Below are 18,706 nucleotides of genomic sequence, written 5' to 3' on the forward strand. Positions count from 1 at the left end.
AGCGAGCTATTAACTTCAAGTAAAAATATAAGGAAATTAAGCATTTAAGCTTGAAGATAAGAAGCTCATTTAGTATTGTTTTATGGTTTTCTTTATATTTCATTCACAAAGAAAATATATTGTATTTATATAATCACACAGCTTTAAATAGAGGAAAAAGGATATGCCAAAATCAGACTGGGATTACGTTAACAAAAGTCAGGATTATGAATTAAACGATCTATTGAGCAAGTATGGTTACAGAGAAACAGCGGCGAACAGAACGCTGCTAAAAAATAATCTGCCTGCTAATACAAAGCATAGCGAAGTAAAAGACTTAATTCATAACATTCCAGGGTTGGAGAAGAAATAACTCATTAACCCTTCAGGAATAAAACTCAAAGGCCACTTTGGAGAAACACATTATCTTTAGCGGCCTTTTTAGCCCTGTCTAATGGCTCTCTCGCCAGTCCATATACGCATTACAACGGTTCTCAATCATCAACAGGTTTCTATTATCACCTATACTATATAGCGGTGAGTAACACGTTAAGGTGAAGCAAAATGCCTAATCCACTTGATGCCTGTATGTTTGTCCTGCTTGTAGTGGGAGCCTTACATGAGCTGGGTTTGTTCCCCTATTAAGATGTGCCCCACTACCTCGCAAACGCCTGCACGGCTCCGGATTATCAGATAGCGCCTGACTGCCTCTCCTGACTGGTAATCCGCCCCGTCTTTACCCACAAAGATAGCCCCGTTGAATTTACCAGAGGCTGGTGTCTTAATGCCTGTTACGATTCCACCATAAGCACAGGAATGCCATGAATCCAGAGCTTGAGACCTTTGCAGGCAGTTTGCTTCTCGATGGAAAGACGCTTGTCGCCTCTTACGACCTCGGTCAGTCACCGCTCCCTGCAGATACCGCTATGCAGCTAAAGCCGCTGCACGAGCCTGTAGTTTATAACTATGCTCTACGGCCATTTTCTGTTGATTACCGCACTATCCGGCGTCTCTGCATTATTAACGGCATGGGCGTGACGCTTGGAGATTCGATTATAGGCATCAGCGCCCTTCAGGCGATAAAAGCGATCAATCCTGAAATTCACCTTACCCTGCTTCGCCCGCATACCTGCCCGACCTATATTGAGCAAATTTACCAGCTTGCAGATGCAGTAGTTGATGACCTGCGCTACTTGCCGGTAAATCTTCAAAGCATGTTGGCGCAAAAAGATGTGTTGATTGATATGGGGAACCAGCTGTTCCGGGATGATTTCGGCACAATGGAGATGCACGATTTCTTCCTGCGGCACCTCGGGATCGAACCTGCGACGGTAGAGACCAGTATCAGGACTAATCATTGGCTGCGTGAATCTATTCCGGAGCAACCCTCCCCGCTAAATACGCCTTACGTTTTACTCAGCCATAATGCGAGCACGCCTCTACGCAGTATTCCGCAAAGCGTGCTCGTGGATCTCGTGGAGCATATTTACCGACAGCATAAGGTAACGGTGGCCGGATTTACGGCGGTAGACCACCCGTCTTTTATTGACCTCTCCGCCCGCTCGCAATCCACCCTCGATTTTATCGCCATTATCCGGCATGCCAGCGCGCTCTATACCTGCGACTCTTCCGCACTGCATGTTGCCGCAGCGTTTGCAGTGCCAACGGTTTGTTACTTCAACGCCATCAAATCATCACTCCGGGCCGTCTATTATCCGCTATGCAAGAGCATCGATTTAGGAACGGAGCGCACCGCGCTATTGCACCAAAGCAATGAGAGCCAACTGCTGGAAGAAATCGAACACAACTACCGGCGCTACCTCGGGGCCGTTCTCAGCAAACATCATATATGATATAATTTTGACCACTTTCACTGGTTAAAAAAACTGTAAACAGAACATATCATTATGAAACACCTGCTGCTGGCCCTCTTTATGCTTGTTCCCCTGAAGCTCTCTTTTGCCTCGGTAACGGCCAGCATCCAGGTCAGCATGACCATAATGTCAGACCGGCTACCCCCGAAGATAACCAGGATAAAGCTTTCTGAAGACCGGGTGATGATAATCAATGAGTGGTAGTTTTTGTGCGACAGGAAAATTAGCGACTTTGTGCTGAGGTTGGAGGAATGGCAATATCCTGTCTACCAAAGCGTTAACGCTCAACCCATTATCTGCTGGTAGATGTTTCCCCATATTTATTGCGCTTATGCTGGTATAGCAACTCATCGGCTTTGAGCAACGCGGTTTCCAGAGTATCACCCTGCACTAACTGGTAGCTTCCGTAGGAAAATGCCACCATTTTTTCTTCATCAATCCCGGCCAGATACGCCTGAATGCGGTTTATCACTTCATGCGATTTCGCCAGACTGTAATCAATTAAAATAAGGCTAAACTCGTCGCCACCGAGCCGAATACCGTAATCGCTTTTACGAATCGACTGCGCCAGCGCTCTGCCGAGATACTGGATAGCCCTGTCCCCCATGTGGTGGCCAAGGGTGTCGTTAATTTTTTTCAGGCCGTCGCTATCGACGGAAATCACCGTTACGGCAATGTTTGCCTGTAGCAGAGCCTGAATTTTCTGTTCAAGCGCGGGCGTCAGTACCTTGCGGTTATAGAGACCGGTCATCGCATCGGTCATATTGTCCCGGGACAAGGAACGATGCTTGTCCAGCTGCTTTCTGGCATAGCGGCACAACAGCCAGGTGCCTACAGCGTAAATCACTATCAGCCAGAAGATGTTGATCAGGAAATAGAGCGCATCCAGTTTTATGTGTAGCGTGTAATAGCCGGTTATTTTTTCCTGGCGCGTAATCGGCGTGAATGACTTCAACACCGGGTGGTGGAAGCTGATTTTATCGCCGGTTGCATTATCGGTCACATACAGCGACAGGAAACGCCACAGCAAAGGTCTCTCTGCTGTATAAAATGAGGTCGCAAGATCGTCAATATTGATATCAGTAAGCACCAGCCCTTTAATGGCGTCGTGCTGGAAAACAGGAGTGATCATGCTAATGATATTTTTCCGGGTATAGCCATCATGATAGATGTGGGAAACAATATTTTCCCCAAGGCGTAAATCATGTAACGCCGCAGCATCGATGTTGATGGTTTCCCCGCTACGGTCGATATCTATCTCCCCGTTTTCGCTGGTCAGCCAGTTGCTAAAAGTATAGTGATTGCTGTCAACTAACTTATTGATGTAAATATAATTATTTTTAATATCGATGTAGTATCTGACATTATTGAACAGATAGCCGCTGTAGTTCGAGAAACTGTATTTTGATGCCGTATCCGAACTGTTCCCCTGAACCAGATGCAGGGCAAGTACGTCGTTTTTCCAGCTATCGCAGGCGGGGTTCCTCGTTTGCAAAGTGCCACTTAATGCCCTGAAACGCTGACTGGATAGATTTACCCCGTAAACGCCATTCAGTGATTCCGCATACTGGCATACATTATCCAGATTATTTCCTGCCGCGTTGATACCCGCCGGAGCAGTTGAGAATACACGTGACATCCGAAAGGCAATGTTCTGGTTAATATATTCTTCATGAAACAGCGCTGACTTACCGTTCTCGGCAATATACCCCATGTAGCCTTCCAGACTACGATACTCCCGGAGTGCAAAACCGGCGAAGATTGCAGTCGTTAAAATAAAAATAACAATAACTGCGTTGATATATTTAGTCGGCGACAAAATGATGTATTCCCTCAGAAAATTCTGCCTTTCAGGATGAGAGGGAGTATAGCATATAGCGCTGCTCCGGCTTACCTCCCAGTTTTGCAGTAAAAGCATTCCAGGAAAGCTCCGATCCCGAGGAGGCGTGCAGTTTGAGCCTGAGTGCTGCACAGTGGCTGAAGGGCGAGCCGGGGGATAACAGCCCTACGGAATAGCCAGCACTTTAACGGCCCGACCAGGGTAACCCTGGATCTTTAGCCAGATGCAAAACACAGGTAATATTCATGGGGGTGTATTCGCTCATGCATCTTATTTTTTTGAAATATATTTTTCATTATATATCCTGAATATATTTCATATACACGCATATTAATTTCATATAATGAAATACCTGTTGATAGCAGGCCAATTATAGATAAAATGCGATTTCAGCATTCTCTACATGGCTAAATATTTAAACCTCCTATTGTCACGCTTTATTCACAATCAATTTCAATGAAATACTCAGAATATATTTAAACCATTCACTGTGGACAGGTAAATGATAAATACAGATCAAAGTAAATCAGTTCTTCGCGCGCTTGGCGCACTTGAAAGTTACGCCTGGCAGATTGACACCACCAGCCCCAAACATTTTACGGTGACCGCAGAAGTTAGCGGCAGGACCATACCCGCCGACTGGCAGGTCGCGCTTAAAAAGGTTCAGCTAAGGCACCCGCTGGTGAATGCACGCGTGGACGGCGGCAGCGATGGCCGCCTGTATTTTTTGCACGATCAATCCGTGGAGATCCCGCTGCGCATCGCGCGGATAGATAAAATCTTATCTATTGAACACGAAATTAAAAGAGAGTTCTCGGCCCCTTTTGGAACGGGAGATGTGGCTCTGCTTAAAGCCGCGTTGCTTTATGGCGAAGAGCGCTGCGTGATAATTATTACCGCACATCACGCCATCGCAGATGGCATGTCTCTGGCTCATTTTATCCATGACATTCTGCAAACATTAGCCGGCGAATCCCTGCCGCATTTGGCCTTGCTACCTTCCATTGAAGAGATCTGCTCTACCAATAACCAGGCCGCTGGAGCAATTAATTCGCCCGCTTTTACAAATGAACCGGTGCCTTACGCGGAGCGAAGTTTAGATAAGCTCCAGGTTGTCCGCCAGCGGCTTTCCCCTGAACTTTCTGCCTCTTTACGGGAACAATCCAAACGGGAGAACACGACGGTTCATGGAGCCCTAACCGCCGCTTTTGTTATAGCTTTATCTCAATCCCCTGCCCGGACAAGTCGCCCGGTTCGTATCTGCACGCCCATTAACGCCAGGAAATATTCTTCTCTGGATTACGGCCTCAGTTTTTTAGCCTTGTTTCCAACCTATGGCTATCACGACGGTGAAGCAGAAAATTTTTGGGAGATTGCTCGCTCGGTGACCGCCGACTTAGAAGCCTACAGAATTCAGCCGGGAATGGCTGCCCTGATAGGTCTGGTTGAGCCGTTTATGAACAATCACGGACTCAATAAGATGATTCATTTTGACAGTAGGATCTGTGCGCCGGACATTTTAATCTCAAATCTTGGAGTGCTTAATTTCTCACGAAATATTGGGGAATTAACATTGGAATCACTGTGGGGGCCTAATGTGCTAATCGGTACCGAGGGTGAGCAAACCATTGGTGTTGCCACGATAAACGGCAACATCCATCTGATCCATACTTCGTATCAATCAGCACCTCATCTGTTGGAAGGGGCAAAAAAAATACTGACCGCGGTAACAGGCAGGTTATAAATCTGCGCCGCCGGTCAGGCTGCAAGCTCCCGGCAAACGCTCAATACCAGCTGCCGCAGCCAGCGATGGGCGAGATCCGCTTCCGAACGCGGGTGCCACATCTGCGAAACGGTGATTTGCTGCGTAGCACCCGGAAGCGCAAAAGCATAAAGCTGGCCTGCGGGCTGGCTAACCACAAACGATGCAGGCACAAGGGCTATCAAGTCTGAGGCCTGCGCCACTCGCAATGAAGCGGGAAAACTTGGCACAACGGCGGCGATATTACGCTTCAGGCCCAGCTCGGCCAGCGCATCGTCCACGGGGCCGTGAGGAATACCTCCCCTGCGGGAAGTGACTACATGCCCCCAGGCAATATACTGCTCGGGAGTGATATTTTGCGACTGTGCGAGAGGATGCCCGGCGCGCACCACGGCTACAAAGCTATCGCGGAACAGCGCCTGAAGCCGAATTTCCGGCCCCATCTCACCCAGCACCCCAATCTCAAGGTCAACCAGCCCCTCACGCAAATGCCGCGAACCTTTTTCGGGTTTGGGCATAAAGCACAGCCGCACGCCCGAAGCCTCACGCGCCGCAGCGGCAATCAGCGCCGGGCCAAAGGCCTCAACAAAACCGTCGTTGGCCCGAAGAGTAAAAACGCTATCCAGCGTCGTCAGGTCCAGTTCTGTTCTTGAAGGGCTTAACAAGCTACGAGCCTCAAGCGCCGCGTTTCTTGCCCGCTCGCGAATGGCTTCCGCATAGGGCGTCAGCACCATATTTCGCCCGGCTCTCACCAGCAACGGATCGCCGGTGGCCGTACGCAGGCGGCTTAACGTCCTGCTCATGGCAGAGGCGCTTAAACCCAGCCTGCGTGCTGCCCCGGCCACGCTTCCTTCAGCAAGAAAGGTATCCAACGCCAACAGCAAATTCAGATCTGGCTCGTTCATTATGACTCCTGTAAAAAGACATGGCGTCTCATGCAGCTATTAATTGCAACTGGTGCGTCTTCCGCCTTGTATCAAGTATCACTATATTCTCAGCACTGACAACCGAATGCGCTGCTTTGCGGCAAGGAACGATGATGGAATTACTTTCAACCCGGCCCGGAGATGAGGGTTTACCGGGGCGTCCGCGCCTGCTGGCGATGATTGCCGTGATGACGACGGTAACAATGGCGGTATTTGACGGCTCAATGGTCAATATCGCGCTCCCGGAAATCTCAAGGGCGCTGAGCGTCTCCGCCAGCGATGCCGTTTGGGTGGCAAATGGCTACCTGCTTGCCGCCGCGATGACGCTTGCCATCTTCGCGGCGTTGGCTACCCGCATTGGATTCCGGCAGATATTCGTATTTGGCCTGAGCCTGTTTACCCTGGCTTCCGCTGGCTGCGCACTCTCCTCATCTCTTGATATGCTGGTCTTTATGCGAGTATTGCAGGGGATCGGCGGCGCGGCGGTTCTGAGTATTTCGCCCGCTATTTTACGGTCTATCTTCCCCAACAGGTTGCTGGGACGGATCCTCGGGCTGAACGCCTTTCTTATTGCCACCAGTACGGCCGTTGCGCCTCTTTTGGGCGGCACGCTGCTTTCGACGCTGGGCTGGGAATGGCTGTTTGCAATCAATCTTCCACTGGGAATGGTGGCGTTACTGCTGAGCCTGCGTGCATTACCGTGCAACCCGGCCCGGAACAGCAAACGGTTTGACTATGCCGGCGGCGTGTTCTCCGCTCTTTTATTGGGGGCGCTGATTATGGCTGCGGACAGTTTCACCAAAGCTAGCGGCCTGGTTTCGCATTGTGTTACAGCGCCACGGCTTTGGTGGCCATCGTCGCCTTTATCCGGCGTGAGCGCCGCGCTTCTCAGCCTCTGTTACCGCTGGAGATCTTCGCCTCTTCAAGGTTTTCACTCGCGGCGCTGACTTCACTCGCTTCGTTCGTTGGCCAGGGTATCACCTTTGTCGCTTTGCCCTTCTTGTTCCAGAACGTTTACGGCTATAGCGCCTTTGGTTCCGCGCTGCTCTTTACCCCGTGGCCGGTTGGTATCATGCTGGCAGCTCCTTATGCCGGGCGCCTCGCCGACCGCCATCCGCCGGCCATTATTGCCACGCTAGGCCTGAGCGTTTTTACCCTCGGGTTACTGCTATTAGCTCTACTTCCTGATCACGCATCGGCCTGGGATATCGGCCTGCGCAGCCTGGTGTGTGGTATTGGCTTTGGTATTTTCCAGAGCCCGAATAACAGAGAGATGATGGCCAATGCTTCGCGTGAACACAGCGGTTATGCCTCCGGCGTGCTGGCTATTATGCGTACCTTCGGGCAGTGTCTTGGGGCGGCGGTTGTCGGCATTATTCTGGCCCTCTATGGCAACCAGCTCACGCAAGAGCCACAGGCGGTCCGCCTCAGCCTCTGGATTGCGGCCTGCGCGACTCTGCTGGCCATCGCCTTTAGCGGTCTGCGAACCTTCCGGACGTTAAAAGAGAATATTTAGCCTGATGTTTCAGGAACACTCTCTTCAAGCCGGTAGGCCGGAATAGCTCTTGTCGTGCCGGTCAGGCTGTCGAAAACTTCTCTTTCCACCGTGGAAATGGGCATACCGGACTGCCTCAGCACCGACACATCGGCGGCAATACGCTGCTGCCCCAGCCAGAAAAGACCGTCGAGGGCGGTAACCTCCAGCCCGGACTCCAGCGCCAGCTTCAAACGCCCGCGAGGATTTTTTACCTGTAGGGCAACCTGCTGGTAGGCCGCTGCGGTTGCGCCTCCCGCCTCAGTCCTGCGGATACGGTTTGAGAACCGATAGCGAAATGTATCCGGCACGGCGCTCAGATCGGCTTTAATACTGTAAACCTGCCCGCGTTTATTGCCGTTCACCAGCACACTCTTCTGGCTAAGCTGGAGTTCGTCTCGTAATTTATCAATAAGCTGCGGCGCCCGCAGGAGCAGCAGGCGAAAAGGCAGTTCGAAACTGGTGACGTAATCCACATTGAGTAATGCAAGGCGCAGGCGCTGCTCGCTATCCGTAGGATCTTTTTGATACTCGTCTCTGACCTCAGCCCACTGGCGGGCGAGCCGCGGCGTCTCTTCAATCTCGATAAAACTGTATTTTTCAATCTGGTAGTCGATGCGATTGCTCATAACGATGTCCTTCCCATCATTGCCCGGTGCTACAGCTCGCAAATCATCTCAAAACAGCGCAAAGCGCCGCCAGCATTTCAGGCGGATAATCGGATCGCCCCGCTCCTGATGCCTGGTTACGTAATTGAAAGTAAGAGTGATTACTTAGCATAAAAAGGAATGTTACCCTGCGCCTGAAGATAACATTTAATCAAGGACCGCCCGATGAAAAAAAACGCTGCCCTCGCCGTTTCGCTAAGCCTGCTGGTGACGTCCTCCGCTTTTGCCGCCGAAGGCAAACAGCCAGCGCCCATTGAGGCTCTGGAAAAACAAGGGTTTGAGATAAAAGGCGAGTTCAAAGCGCCCGGTGACTTAAAGGGTTATGCGATGCAGTACCAGGGCCAGGGCACCACCGTCTACCTCACGCCGGACGGGCAGCACGCAATTATGGGCAACCTGGTGGATTCGGCAGGCAAAAACCTGAGCGACGAGCAGGTTGAAAAGTTTGTCTATGCTCCCATGGCGAAGGCAATGTGGCAGAACCTGGAAAAACATCGCTGGATAGCGGCCGGCGACGCAAAAGCACCGCAGATTGTTTATGTCTTTGCCGACCCTTATTGCCCATACTGCACTCAGTTCTGGGAGCAGGCTCAGCCGTGGCTCAAGTCTGGAAAGGTACAGCTCCGAGTGCTGCTGGTCGGCATGCTGCGCCCTGACAGCGGCCAGAAAGCTGCCGCTATTATGATGGCAAAAGATCCGTCTAAAACCCTGGCCGATTACGAGAACAGTAAAGGCAAAATTGCGCTGCAAAAACCGGAAAAAATCACGCCTGAAGTTGGTGAGGCGATAAAAGCCAACCTTACGTTGATGGACGACCTGGGAGGAAACGCCACCCCGTCGATTTATTACCTCAACGCGGAAGGCCGCTTGCAGCAGCACCAGGGCATGCCGGATGCAGAAACGATGAAAACCATTATGGGCGAGAAATAACCGCTAGAGCACCAGCAGCGGCTTACTCTGGCGGCCAGGCTTGCGGAACAGCGCCAGTGCCTGCCGCCACTCTTCCAGCGGGTAACGTTCCGTGCCGGGAAGGTTACAGTGCTCCAGCTGTTGCCACATGGTGACAAACCAGCTCTGCCAAACTTCCACTGGCGTAACCGCCAGCACGTCCCGCAGATGAAAACGTTGAGCAATAACGTTTTTCCCTCGTGGGGAAAATGCTTTGCCGCTTAGCAAACCGTAAGAGACCATGGCCGCTGAGGGATTCAGATTCTCAAGCATCAGAGTAGCCAACTCGCCGCCTACCGCATCGTATACCACGTCTACCCGCTCCGCTGCTTCTGCAATGGCCGCGCCGTTTTTAATACTCAACGGGATTACGCCGTGGCCGAGTAATTCAGGAACATGCTGCTCAGATCGATAGACGCCGTATATTTCGTCTGCGCCCTGCGCTTTTGCCCATTGAATAAGCAAGCTGGCGCAGGCCGATCCTGCCGCGGTTACCAGCACTTTTTTACCGGCGACCGGCCAGCGAGTTAGCATTAGCCAGGCAGCCAGCGGATTAATATAGCCGCGCGCCGCCAGTTCACTGGATATTGTGTCCGGAACAGGCACGGCCCACCGTGGAGAGCAGTCAACCCAGCGCTGCCAGGTCCCGTCTCCGCGCAGCGGCAGAATTCGTTTCCCCAGCCATTCAGGCTCATGCGCCTGCTCAACTATGCCAACGCCCTCATAGCCCGCAACTCGCGGAGGAAAAACCCGATGGCTATAGGCACCGGTAATCGGAATCAGGTCGGAAGGGTTTATTGGCGCATAGAGCATTCTCACCCGCAGCGTGCCGGGGCAAAGGGGTGGAAGCCGTGTTTTTTCGAGGGTCAGAACCTGTTCCGGCTCACCAAACTGGCGAAACCAGAGTGCCGAGTTATCCATACAAAGTGCCTGCAACAACCGTAATGCGGGCACTATAACATGCTGTATCGTTATGGGAGAAAGGTGACGGCGTCACCCCATTCCGCCTACAAATGGCGATAATAGAAAGTCGTGGAGCACGGGCTGCCGTCTGGCATAAGGGCATAAAACGGCAGATCGCCCACCCTCTGCCAGCCCATATTTTGATAAAAGGTTTCGGCATCGCTGCCCGTTGCGGTGTCCAGCACCAGAACAGACTTGCCCTGAGTGGTGGCAACGGCCTCGAGATAGGCCATCAGACGCTGGGCGACACCCCTGCGGCGCGCACTACTGTGGACCAGCAGTTTAGCCACATCAGCGCGATGAGGCTGATTCTCCGGCTGGCTGGTGATCAACTGCACTGTGCCGATGATTTTCCCCTCCCCATCTTCCGCGACGATTACCGTTCTTTCGCCGCGTTCCACGCTTTGCCCGACATTGAGCCAGAAGGCGGTCGCTTTATCGCGAGCCAGCGGATGCATAAAACTGACCGAGGCGCCCCCCTCTACACAATCAATCAGCACGTCGGTCAACGCTTTGTTAGCGCTTTCAAACTCTGTCGCCTTAAGCGAACGAATACGATACTCCGGCACGGCTGCTCCTGCTTATTGAGATGATTTATTTTTATGTTGATTGCGCCGGGCAAAGCAATGAGCGTTATTTGCATCAAACTTAACCGCCCGGACAAATAAAACGGCGCATATTAAGAAGCCAGATTAACCGCAAATTCACTCTCCAGCTATTCAAGAAACATATGGGTAAGTTCGTCGGCGGCAGGCCCCTCACCCGACGAAGAAGAGACTATCTCCCTCGATTGATCCCGCAACAGGGCTTACCAGCCCAGCCCCGGAGCCCGGGCTTAAAAATTGGCTGTATAAGAAATGAGTATCTCCACCCCGATCGCTGACAAAGAGAAAATAAATATGAATATTTCCGATTGCAAAGGTCCGTCCCGGCAAGGAATAAATATTGCCTCCTCGCATCAACCCGACGCGGCGGAAAATGTAGATTCCGAAGACGAAATATATTTTGACGCGCTTGACCATTTCCCCCAAACCCTAACATCTGCATCTGAAGAGTTGGGTAACAGTGAAAACGCCCCCCCTGTTTCCCCCGTTAATGCGCTCTTCGGGCATATGGTGGATAAAATTCTCTACAGTATTTCTCTAAGGCTCCTCTCGCGGCTGGGCGGCCTGGAGGAGTTACATACCGAGTTGCGCGCCCTGGCGCAAAGTCATGATGTATTAACCACTCACCTGAGGATGCTCTGCGAACTCCTTTCCCGCTACCACCAACATGTTCCTGAGCACTACCAACCCCTGCTGAATAATCTCAATGAACTGGTTCGCGCAGGGTTGAGTATTTATCAGCTTTCTGCAACCAGGCTGCCCACGCTTTTCAGTGAAATAAAACAATTTGCCAACCAGGCTGAATATCTATTGTCCCTGAGGGTTGTGAAAGAGCAATTACCGGCCGCGTTGCTCAATCAATTATGCCGTTTGCCAATGCAGATGCGAAAGACGGCCGATATTCTGCTGCAGGCGCAATTAATGCCGCAGGACTCATCCCTGGAGGATTGGTTGCTGGTTATCCAGCAGCATGGCGTATTGCCTGAGCCCTTACAGCAAATGCTGGCCAGCTATACGCAACTCTGGGTGCGCCTGCGCGCACTGCACGACAACAATATTGCCGTGGCCCGCCGTTATCCTTTACCGGCTGAGGACAACTGGCCGGAGCGCATTAACTGGATATTGAGGATTTTGAAAGATCCGCAAACCGCACGCCAAATCGCGGCAAATGTACCCTCCGGCTTAGTCGACGCGGTCAAGTTGAGTGAACCCCTGCTGCGCATGGTCGGCGAGTTTCCTGCAGAAGGAACGCTGGCTCAACAGCTGGAATGGGCCAGGCAGCATGCCGCACTTCCCTCCAGAGAACTGAAACAGTTGCTTACACAGCAACCTCTGGCCGAATTTATCAACACTCTGCACCAGCAGGCTGGCAACAGAATCAGCAGCCCCATCATTTTTAATGTTCTACTCATTCTCGCCAGCCCTGACCTCTCCTTACTGGAAAAATCCAATAATATTATCGCGCTATGCCTGAGAGACTGTAGATTCCGCGGGGGAATTGCCTATGCCATGCGTGGCGCAGCAAGAACATTTTCCGGTGGTGCATTGGCCCTCAGCACATGGGACTGGTACCAGCAACTTCCGGCGGGTCTCACCTGGCAACAAATGATAGAACGATTTGTTAGCGAGCTAAACCAGCAGGTTAGCACTACCCCTCAACTGCTCAGAGAACTACTGCCAGATTACGTTTTACAAAGCGCATCCACACTCTCGGCGCTAATTGATCTACCCGTCGGCTCTTCCTGGCAGGATACTGTGCGTTGGGCTATCGCAAAACTGGGCCTCTCTCAGGCCCATAACTGGATTTGCCAGCGCTACATCGAGCTATGTTTAATCCGGGGTGTCTGTGAGTCATTGCAGCATGGTGATGCCGTACAGCGTGAAGCCTTACTGCGCGATCTGGCCATCAGCCTGAAAGATTACTTTGAATTAGAGCCAAATTCGGAACTGGCGGGCTTAGTAGATCTATTGCCTTACCTGCCTCTACTCTCGAGCCTGCATGAAACCATAAAACACATACCGGCTACCAACAGCTGGTTGACGTGGACGACCCACCTGTTGAGGGCGATAGAACAACATCCTCACCCTGCGCTGGCAGCTTTGCGCAGCCAGATGGAAACGCAGATAGCCCAATATCTCGGCGACAGCCTGGTGACGACATTTGATTCACTCTGGGCGCAATTGCCGGAATTCAGCGACCCATTACGCTTTCCTGAAGCCGAGGCGGCCGCTTTTCCACAAGCACAGAATGATGAAAAAGAAGAAACAGAATTCTTGCTGGAACTCTTCTCTATTGCCGGGGAATACAACAAAGGCAATAAGCGAGTATGGGTACAGGGGGATGCTTCTCTTACGCAGGATGCGGGAGTGGTTGCCGGGTTGTCTGCCGGATGGCTGGCTTCTATTTATATGCTCTGGCGTGCTTATAATTACCCTGCGTCACACCAGGAAATAGCCTCTGACACAGAGATGCAGGTACTTCAGCCGCAGCGCATATCCGGGGCGCGCCCGAGAATTACTCCTGCTAATACATCTGCCTCTGCTGGTATCGCTAATGTCAATAAATATATCTTACCAATGGCGCTCCTTTCAGGCATGGGGGCCGCTACAGCATGGGTTGCCTGGCAGGCATGGGGAGCCGAAAAGACTTTAACGCTCCAGCAGGTATTCAGGGATATGCTTGGTGACGAGCGGGAATATCTGAATAACCAGCATAAGTTAATATTGGGTACAAATAATGGTAGAACAAAACGTATGTTGCCGAATATTCAGAGCAGAACAGTCAGACAAGCACCCTTATCGCCCGATCATGAGATAGGTTATGAAGCGCTTGAGGCAAACTTAAGTATCTGGAATGTCTCAGCTAACACTAAAATCAAACAACACACTGACGCGCTTATTCGGGTGTTAAAGAACACCCGAAAAGATATACGCAAAGAAGAAATCATTATTGCTGGAATGATAATGCATTTGGTTGAGGCTCTGGGAAAAAAAATCAACGCAGTATACCCGAAGGGAAGCATCAAATCTTCAGTCCAAATTAATGCATTCGATGTGGAATTTTTCATTTACACTCTTATATTAATTTCAAAAATAATAAATAGATTACATAGAATAAATTCAGAGATAAAAATAATATCAAGGCTGGAAAAAACTGGCCCTTATAAAAAAATCATCCATTTCATAGAGAATGAATTAGCATCGATTCTTAATGAAAAACACAACCATAAAGATGATGTTTCTACTGCGACTTATGATTTTATGTGTAATGACACATCCTTTGGCTTTATAAAGTTTCCTCAAATAAAAAGTGAAATGGAGAAAAACAACCCAAGCCTTTCTCTACGGAATGCCGTAGGAGTGTATAACAGTAAAACTATTGAAACAGTGAGGAAGTTGGTCTCCGCGCAAATGTTACCCTTTGAGACAAGCGAAAGTATTATTTCCAACAAAAAGGAAACCTTTAAGTTTTTCATGAGAGAAATAAATGAAATGCAGAATGATGCTCCCCTTGATGCATCATTGGACGAAGTGGAAGATATTATGATGCGTGCCGGAACCGCTATTATAGACATGCTTACCCTCTCCGATTACGAAAAAATCACAAATAATGCCCGGGAAAATATATCTAAAAATCTTTATGGCATAATAAATGAAGAACAGCTGCATATATATGTAGAGCAGTGGGAAAGATTTAATAAGAGTTATGCGAATGTGATAAATGATTTTCTGGATAGAAAAGTCAACCAGCATAATGCTGATTCATACACATTAGCTGCATCTGATGCGATCAATTGTTTATTTAATGAAAGAATTATGGTTTTTAAAGATCTTCTCAACAACTTTACAGACATCCCTGGGGCTGAACAGCAATATGCCTTGTATATAATAACATCAACACTAGTCAACAAAATAATTTCATTCAGGCAGGACTGGTATAAAATCCAATTTTACTGGAAAACCGTCATTGAAAACCAGGAAATAAAAAAAGCCATCATCTCTCTCTATCAGCAAACTGATTACAGCGTAGATCGAACAATCAGGGTTATAAAAATACAATCAATTAAAACAACGCTTAAGAAGATAAACATCACGCCAAGCGACAATGATGCAATTGCATTTTATGATGAAATCACCACCAGCAGCCATAAAGATGTGATAATAATCAAAGAAGAGCTTAAACACTATGTGCAAGCTGGAATGTATTTACTCTACCAATATATGACGAAAAACATTCATGAATATACAAAAAACACATACTCTCCAGAGAGTTATTATTCGCTGGACCTTAATACACTTGAAAAAGCAGCTATCCCCTATATGTTTGGCAGCATTCATGACAGAAATATTCATACGCTGGAACAGGTAAGCAGAGAGTCTCTCGGATCATCTATAACCACTAAAATGTTTTACAACCTTTACGATAATTATATCGCAGATGATGCACGAGCAGAGGCAAGGATTGCTGCAACTAATATGATTTATAAATATGGAGACCAGCTACTGACATGGCATAGCGTTGTGAAAAAGATAAAAAGCATTGAAAATTTCAAATTTACTCATTCGTTTTATATTCATGCACAAGACTCACCTGCCTATGTGTCTGACTGGACCAATGTTGGCGAGGCAAAAATTATTACAATTAACGATGACGAGAAGTATTTGTATGCCAATTTTCTTAGCTACCCTGCAATTGCTTTTCTCGGTAAACAATCAAAAAACAGGTTAAGTACCCCACCAACGTATGAGGAAATATATGAGATCTTATACAAAATCTCAGACATAATTGAGAGCGATAAACTCAAATTAATTGCCCCTTATAAAAAGGAAAATATTAGTTCCACAATTAAAGTTGATGCTATTGCAAAGGATATAACAGATTTTACCACCATCAAAGATATCTTCATAGATGAGTTCTACAAGCAATATGTAAATGCTGCCAGGGCGCAAAGGGAAAAAGGTAACGGTTCAATATTAGATTCAATACTCAGTATTATCCCATTCTACACTATAGTTAAACGGAAAATTAACGATCCGCTATATCACCCTACGCTTGCAGATATGAAATGGGACATTATTAATGTCGGCATAGCTCTATCTCTACCGGGTATCAAGCTTGGTAACACTGCATTTTTAGCTCTTCGAAGAATATTCATGGAATCAACCCGAGTATTAGAAGAATCTGAACCTGAACTGAAAGGGCTTGAAAAGTATCAAAAAATAGTTCAGCTCTCATTACCCTCCTTGAGAGAGAAATTACCCATAGCAAGAGAATCGCTGATAAACGCCCTGAAGACTACGGCCAATGCTCTCAATCCAGTCGAACCTTTTCAGTATGTTGGCACCAAAATTTCTCAGATTCTTGATCAGAGCATTCGAAATGTACCCGCCCGTGCGCGAAAATTAGCCGAGGACAGTGAGCTATATAATATGTCAGTTTTCTTACCACAGCTAAATATTACGCCGCCTTATCAGGCGTTTCAATCAATCGGAGCGAATATTATAGACGAATTTCAATATATCGATGAAATCCCACCTGAGCATCTGTCCATAGCAAAGAACCAGCTTCCTGATAGTTTGGTTACAGATGTGCAATTAAAAGAATTTACTCTTTCACCTGAGGGGAAAAGTGCAGAAGCCACACAACTTGCAATTAATGTATTACAACTCCACGGATATGACACTCGGGTTATTGGTTGCCTTATATATAAGAATCCTCTGGATAAGTCACCTCTCAGTTATTATGCAGCTTACGCTAGCAAACAAGGGGATGAATTAATGATTGATATAACCTATGAGCAATTCATCGCTAAGACAAAAAGAAAACACCAGCCAATGTTTACTTCATGGGAAGACTGGGTAAAATCAATAACTAGTTCAGAAAAACTGCAAAACAAATTGATTATTATTAAGCAGTTTAAAAACATTACTGATGCAAAGTCAGATCTTGCATTTTTCGAGGGTGTTAACTACCTTGAAGCTAATAATATAAAAGATGATGAGTTCCAGATTATTAACACTCCAACCAGATTTATAAAACACTATGCCCAGGTTTATTTTAGAGATATGCAATGGATGAAAAACCCTGCGGTGCTAAGTATGCTTGACTCACTTGATTCGAAGATAGATGAGCAGCAGATAAAACTAAATGAACTTTATAAAAATGAATCCTCTTATATTCAAAAAGGAATAGAAGTACCGCAATCAATTTCTGACGAGATAATAAAAGTCAAAGAGACATTGTATTCCCTGGAAGAAACCAGTCATTTACCTAATCGGCTGTATAACTATCCTTATTATAATAAAAGACAGTTTCTGACCGACAACAAGGAAGTTACCTTTAGCACCCCGGTTTCTAATGAAATAGTGACATTGCTGTCGACTCCCGGTGCCCTTTCCACCTCTGAAAACATCCCCCACCCTTTGATGAGGATGATTGAAACCATCGATGAACATGGATTGGTCTATGCTGATAACCTAACTTATCTCGCCAATAATGGTAAGCTTTTCAGGGTAGATAAAAGCAATCGCGGGTTCAAAAACAGCCTGCGTTTACAGCTTGAAAGCAGAACTCTTAATATGAATTTCGTCAATTTCAGATGGGTTCTTGAAAAAGGGTCAACCATGACTATTCAACAAAAAAACATGGCGATAACGAAAACTTTGCTTTCTGGCTCAACCTTGCCACTAAGAAACAAAGGATTATTAAACACGCTTGAAAATAGCCCTATCCAAACTGCATTTGATTTTTTTAGAACAGATGAAAAAACGCGCATGGCTGGCTTAAAAAAATTTTCTCGTTCTGATTTGAAGGATTTACTGGCAGGAAAAATAAGCACCACTACAGGAAATAATCTCACATCAAGAACTCTCGAGGGTCCCATTCTTGGAGAGTGGAAGCAAGGCGATATCAATAATGACGTAGATTTTATCCATGTTAGCAATGGTAGTTCTGGATGTGTTGGTATACGAATCGCTTTCGCAGACTTACAGCCAGACAGGCCATTAATCATTTCCGCGGGTCGCCTGAGTGGTTGCACTATGGTCTATGCTACTGATAATAAATATTTTTATGCTTACCATGCCGGGCAAGAACGCGGCGACGCATATTGGTTCACAAGCCAGCAAGGTGTCGGCAGTATTTATGAGGCGCATCTCGCTTTAAAAGGAACGACAATAGATTCAGTTGCACCGGCAGACCTTAAAAACCAGCATCTCCCTACAATACTTTCTGATTATAACAGCAGTTTGATAACCTATTTCGGAAAAAATACCCAGGCAACAGGTGATACCCGCATAGCAATTGATCGGTTCTCTGATATCAAAGCTTTTGATTATAACAAACATAATACTATTCAGAACCAGGCCAGAGTGGGTCTGGCTTATGCCGTAATAAGTAAAAGCGATGGTGTTGTTAATGCCGTAGCTTACTCGGAAGATCTATCAATATCTGTTGAAAATAATAAATTGACAACCCTCTCCAGACTTCACCAAAGATTAACGGGGAACGTAACCAACACCAATAACTCAATCTTCGATACCTCGGAAGACACATTAAGCGATCTTTATTTTGCATTTGCGATGACTCGATAGAAATAATCATCTAC

10 protein-coding genes and 1 pseudogene are annotated in these 18,706 nt (G+C 47.9%); 6 read left to right on the forward strand and 5 right to left on the reverse strand.

Annotation, left to right across the window (positions count from 1 at the left end; translation table 11 throughout):
• Positions 1 to 163 precede the first annotated feature (163 nt).
• Together HMPREF0201_RS10035 and HMPREF0201_RS10040 are read left to right on the forward strand one after the other, a co-directional pair.
• A complete protein-coding gene (locus tag HMPREF0201_RS10035) occupies positions 164 to 352 on the forward strand; it encodes a hypothetical protein (protein ID WP_016536500.1) in 189 nt (62 codons plus the stop codon).
• Between the two features lie 448 nt (positions 353 to 800).
• Positions 801 to 1,832: a glycosyltransferase family 9 protein gene (locus tag HMPREF0201_RS10040; protein WP_016536501.1), complete on the forward strand. Its 1,032-nt coding sequence runs from the start codon at positions 801 to 803 to the stop codon at positions 1,830 to 1,832.
• Positions 1,833 to 2,145: 313 nt separating this feature from the next.
• On the opposite strand, the gene dgcJ is transcribed toward HMPREF0201_RS10040, so the two are convergent.
• Positions 2,146 to 3,771, reverse strand: a complete 1,626-nt coding sequence (gene dgcJ / locus HMPREF0201_RS10045) for a diguanylate cyclase DgcJ (RefSeq protein WP_016536503.1) — start codon at positions 3,769 to 3,771, stop codon at positions 2,146 to 2,148.
• A gap of 424 nt (positions 3,772 to 4,195) precedes the next feature.
• Between dgcJ and HMPREF0201_RS10050 the strand changes: the two genes are divergently transcribed.
• Entirely contained in the window at positions 4,196 to 5,437 is a 1,242-nt protein-coding gene (locus HMPREF0201_RS10050; protein WP_016536504.1) for a condensation domain-containing protein, read from the forward strand.
• A 14-nt stretch (positions 5,438 to 5,451) separates the two neighbouring features.
• Here the strand turns inward: HMPREF0201_RS10050 and HMPREF0201_RS10055 are convergent, their stop codons facing one another.
• Positions 5,452 to 6,360, reverse strand: a complete 909-nt coding sequence (locus HMPREF0201_RS10055) for a LysR family transcriptional regulator (RefSeq protein ID WP_016536505.1) — start codon at positions 6,358 to 6,360, stop codon at positions 5,452 to 5,454.
• 134 nt (positions 6,361 to 6,494) lie between these two features.
• On the opposite strand from HMPREF0201_RS10055, the pseudogene HMPREF0201_RS10060 reads away from it, so the two are divergent.
• Positions 6,495 to 7,897, forward strand: a pseudogene (locus HMPREF0201_RS10060) (MFS transporter).
• Here the strand turns inward: HMPREF0201_RS10060 and HMPREF0201_RS10065 are convergent.
• Positions 7,894 to 8,544 carry an ECs1377 family protein gene (locus HMPREF0201_RS10065; protein WP_016536508.1) on the reverse strand — a complete coding sequence of 217 codons (651 nt, stop codon included), beginning with the start codon at positions 8,542 to 8,544 and terminating at the stop codon, positions 7,894 to 7,896. The pseudogene HMPREF0201_RS10060 and the gene HMPREF0201_RS10065 sit on opposite strands and share 4 nt — an antisense overlap.
• A 204-nt stretch (positions 8,545 to 8,748) precedes the next feature.
• Here HMPREF0201_RS10065 and dsbG point away from each other — a divergent pair, with 204 nt between their 5' ends.
• The gene (gene dsbG / locus HMPREF0201_RS10070) at positions 8,749 to 9,513 is read left to right on the forward strand and encodes a thiol:disulfide interchange protein DsbG (RefSeq protein WP_016536509.1); all 765 of its coding nucleotides are present in this window, start codon (positions 8,749 to 8,751) and stop codon (positions 9,511 to 9,513) included.
• 3 nt (positions 9,514 to 9,516) lie between these two features.
• On the opposite strand, the gene HMPREF0201_RS10075 is transcribed toward dsbG, so the two are convergent.
• Entirely contained in the window at positions 9,517 to 10,452 is a 936-nt protein-coding gene (locus HMPREF0201_RS10075) for a zinc-dependent alcohol dehydrogenase family protein (protein ID WP_016536510.1), read from the reverse strand.
• 86 nt (positions 10,453 to 10,538) lie between these two features.
• Entirely contained in the window at positions 10,539 to 11,063 is a 525-nt protein-coding gene (locus HMPREF0201_RS10080; protein WP_016536511.1) for a GNAT family N-acetyltransferase, read from the reverse strand.
• A 330-nt stretch (positions 11,064 to 11,393) separates the two neighbouring features.
• Here HMPREF0201_RS10080 and HMPREF0201_RS10085 point away from each other — a divergent pair, with 330 nt between their 5' ends.
• The gene (locus tag HMPREF0201_RS10085) at positions 11,394 to 18,692 is read left to right on the forward strand and encodes a cytotoxic necrotizing factor Rho-activating domain-containing protein (protein WP_244878506.1); all 7,299 of its coding nucleotides are present in this window, start codon (positions 11,394 to 11,396) and stop codon (positions 18,690 to 18,692) included.
• Positions 18,693 to 18,706: the final 14 nt, after the last annotated feature.

The organism is Cedecea davisae DSM 4568 (assembly GCF_000412335.2).
Classification (GTDB): Bacteria; Pseudomonadota; Gammaproteobacteria; order Enterobacterales; family Enterobacteriaceae; genus Cedecea; species Cedecea davisae.

Bases quoted from the DNA above. Each gene is read 5' to 3' on its own strand.
- HMPREF0201_RS10035 (WP_016536500.1), top strand. From the start codon at position 164: ATGCCAAAATCAGACTGGGATTACGTTAACAAAAGTCAGGATTATGAA.
- HMPREF0201_RS10040 (WP_016536501.1), top strand. From the start codon at position 801: ATGAATCCAGAGCTTGAGACCTTTGCAGGCAGTTTGCTTCTCGATGGA.
- HMPREF0201_RS10055 (WP_016536505.1), bottom strand. From the start codon at position 6,360: ATGAACGAGCCAGATCTGAATTTGCTGTTGGCGTTGGATACCTTTCTT.
- dsbG (WP_016536509.1), top strand. From the start codon at position 8,749: ATGAAAAAAAACGCTGCCCTCGCCGTTTCGCTAAGCCTGCTGGTGACG.
- HMPREF0201_RS10050 (WP_016536504.1), top strand. From the start codon at position 4,196: ATGATAAATACAGATCAAAGTAAATCAGTTCTTCGCGCGCTTGGCGCA.
- HMPREF0201_RS10085 (WP_244878506.1), top strand. From the start codon at position 11,394: ATGAATATTTCCGATTGCAAAGGTCCGTCCCGGCAAGGAATAAATATT.
- HMPREF0201_RS10075 (WP_016536510.1), bottom strand. From the start codon at position 10,452: ATGGATAACTCGGCACTCTGGTTTCGCCAGTTTGGTGAGCCGGAACAG.
- dgcJ (WP_016536503.1), bottom strand. From the start codon at position 3,771: ATGCTTTTACTGCAAAACTGGGAGGTAAGCCGGAGCAGCGCTATATGC.
- HMPREF0201_RS10065 (WP_016536508.1), bottom strand. From the start codon at position 8,544: ATGAGCAATCGCATCGACTACCAGATTGAAAAATACAGTTTTATCGAG.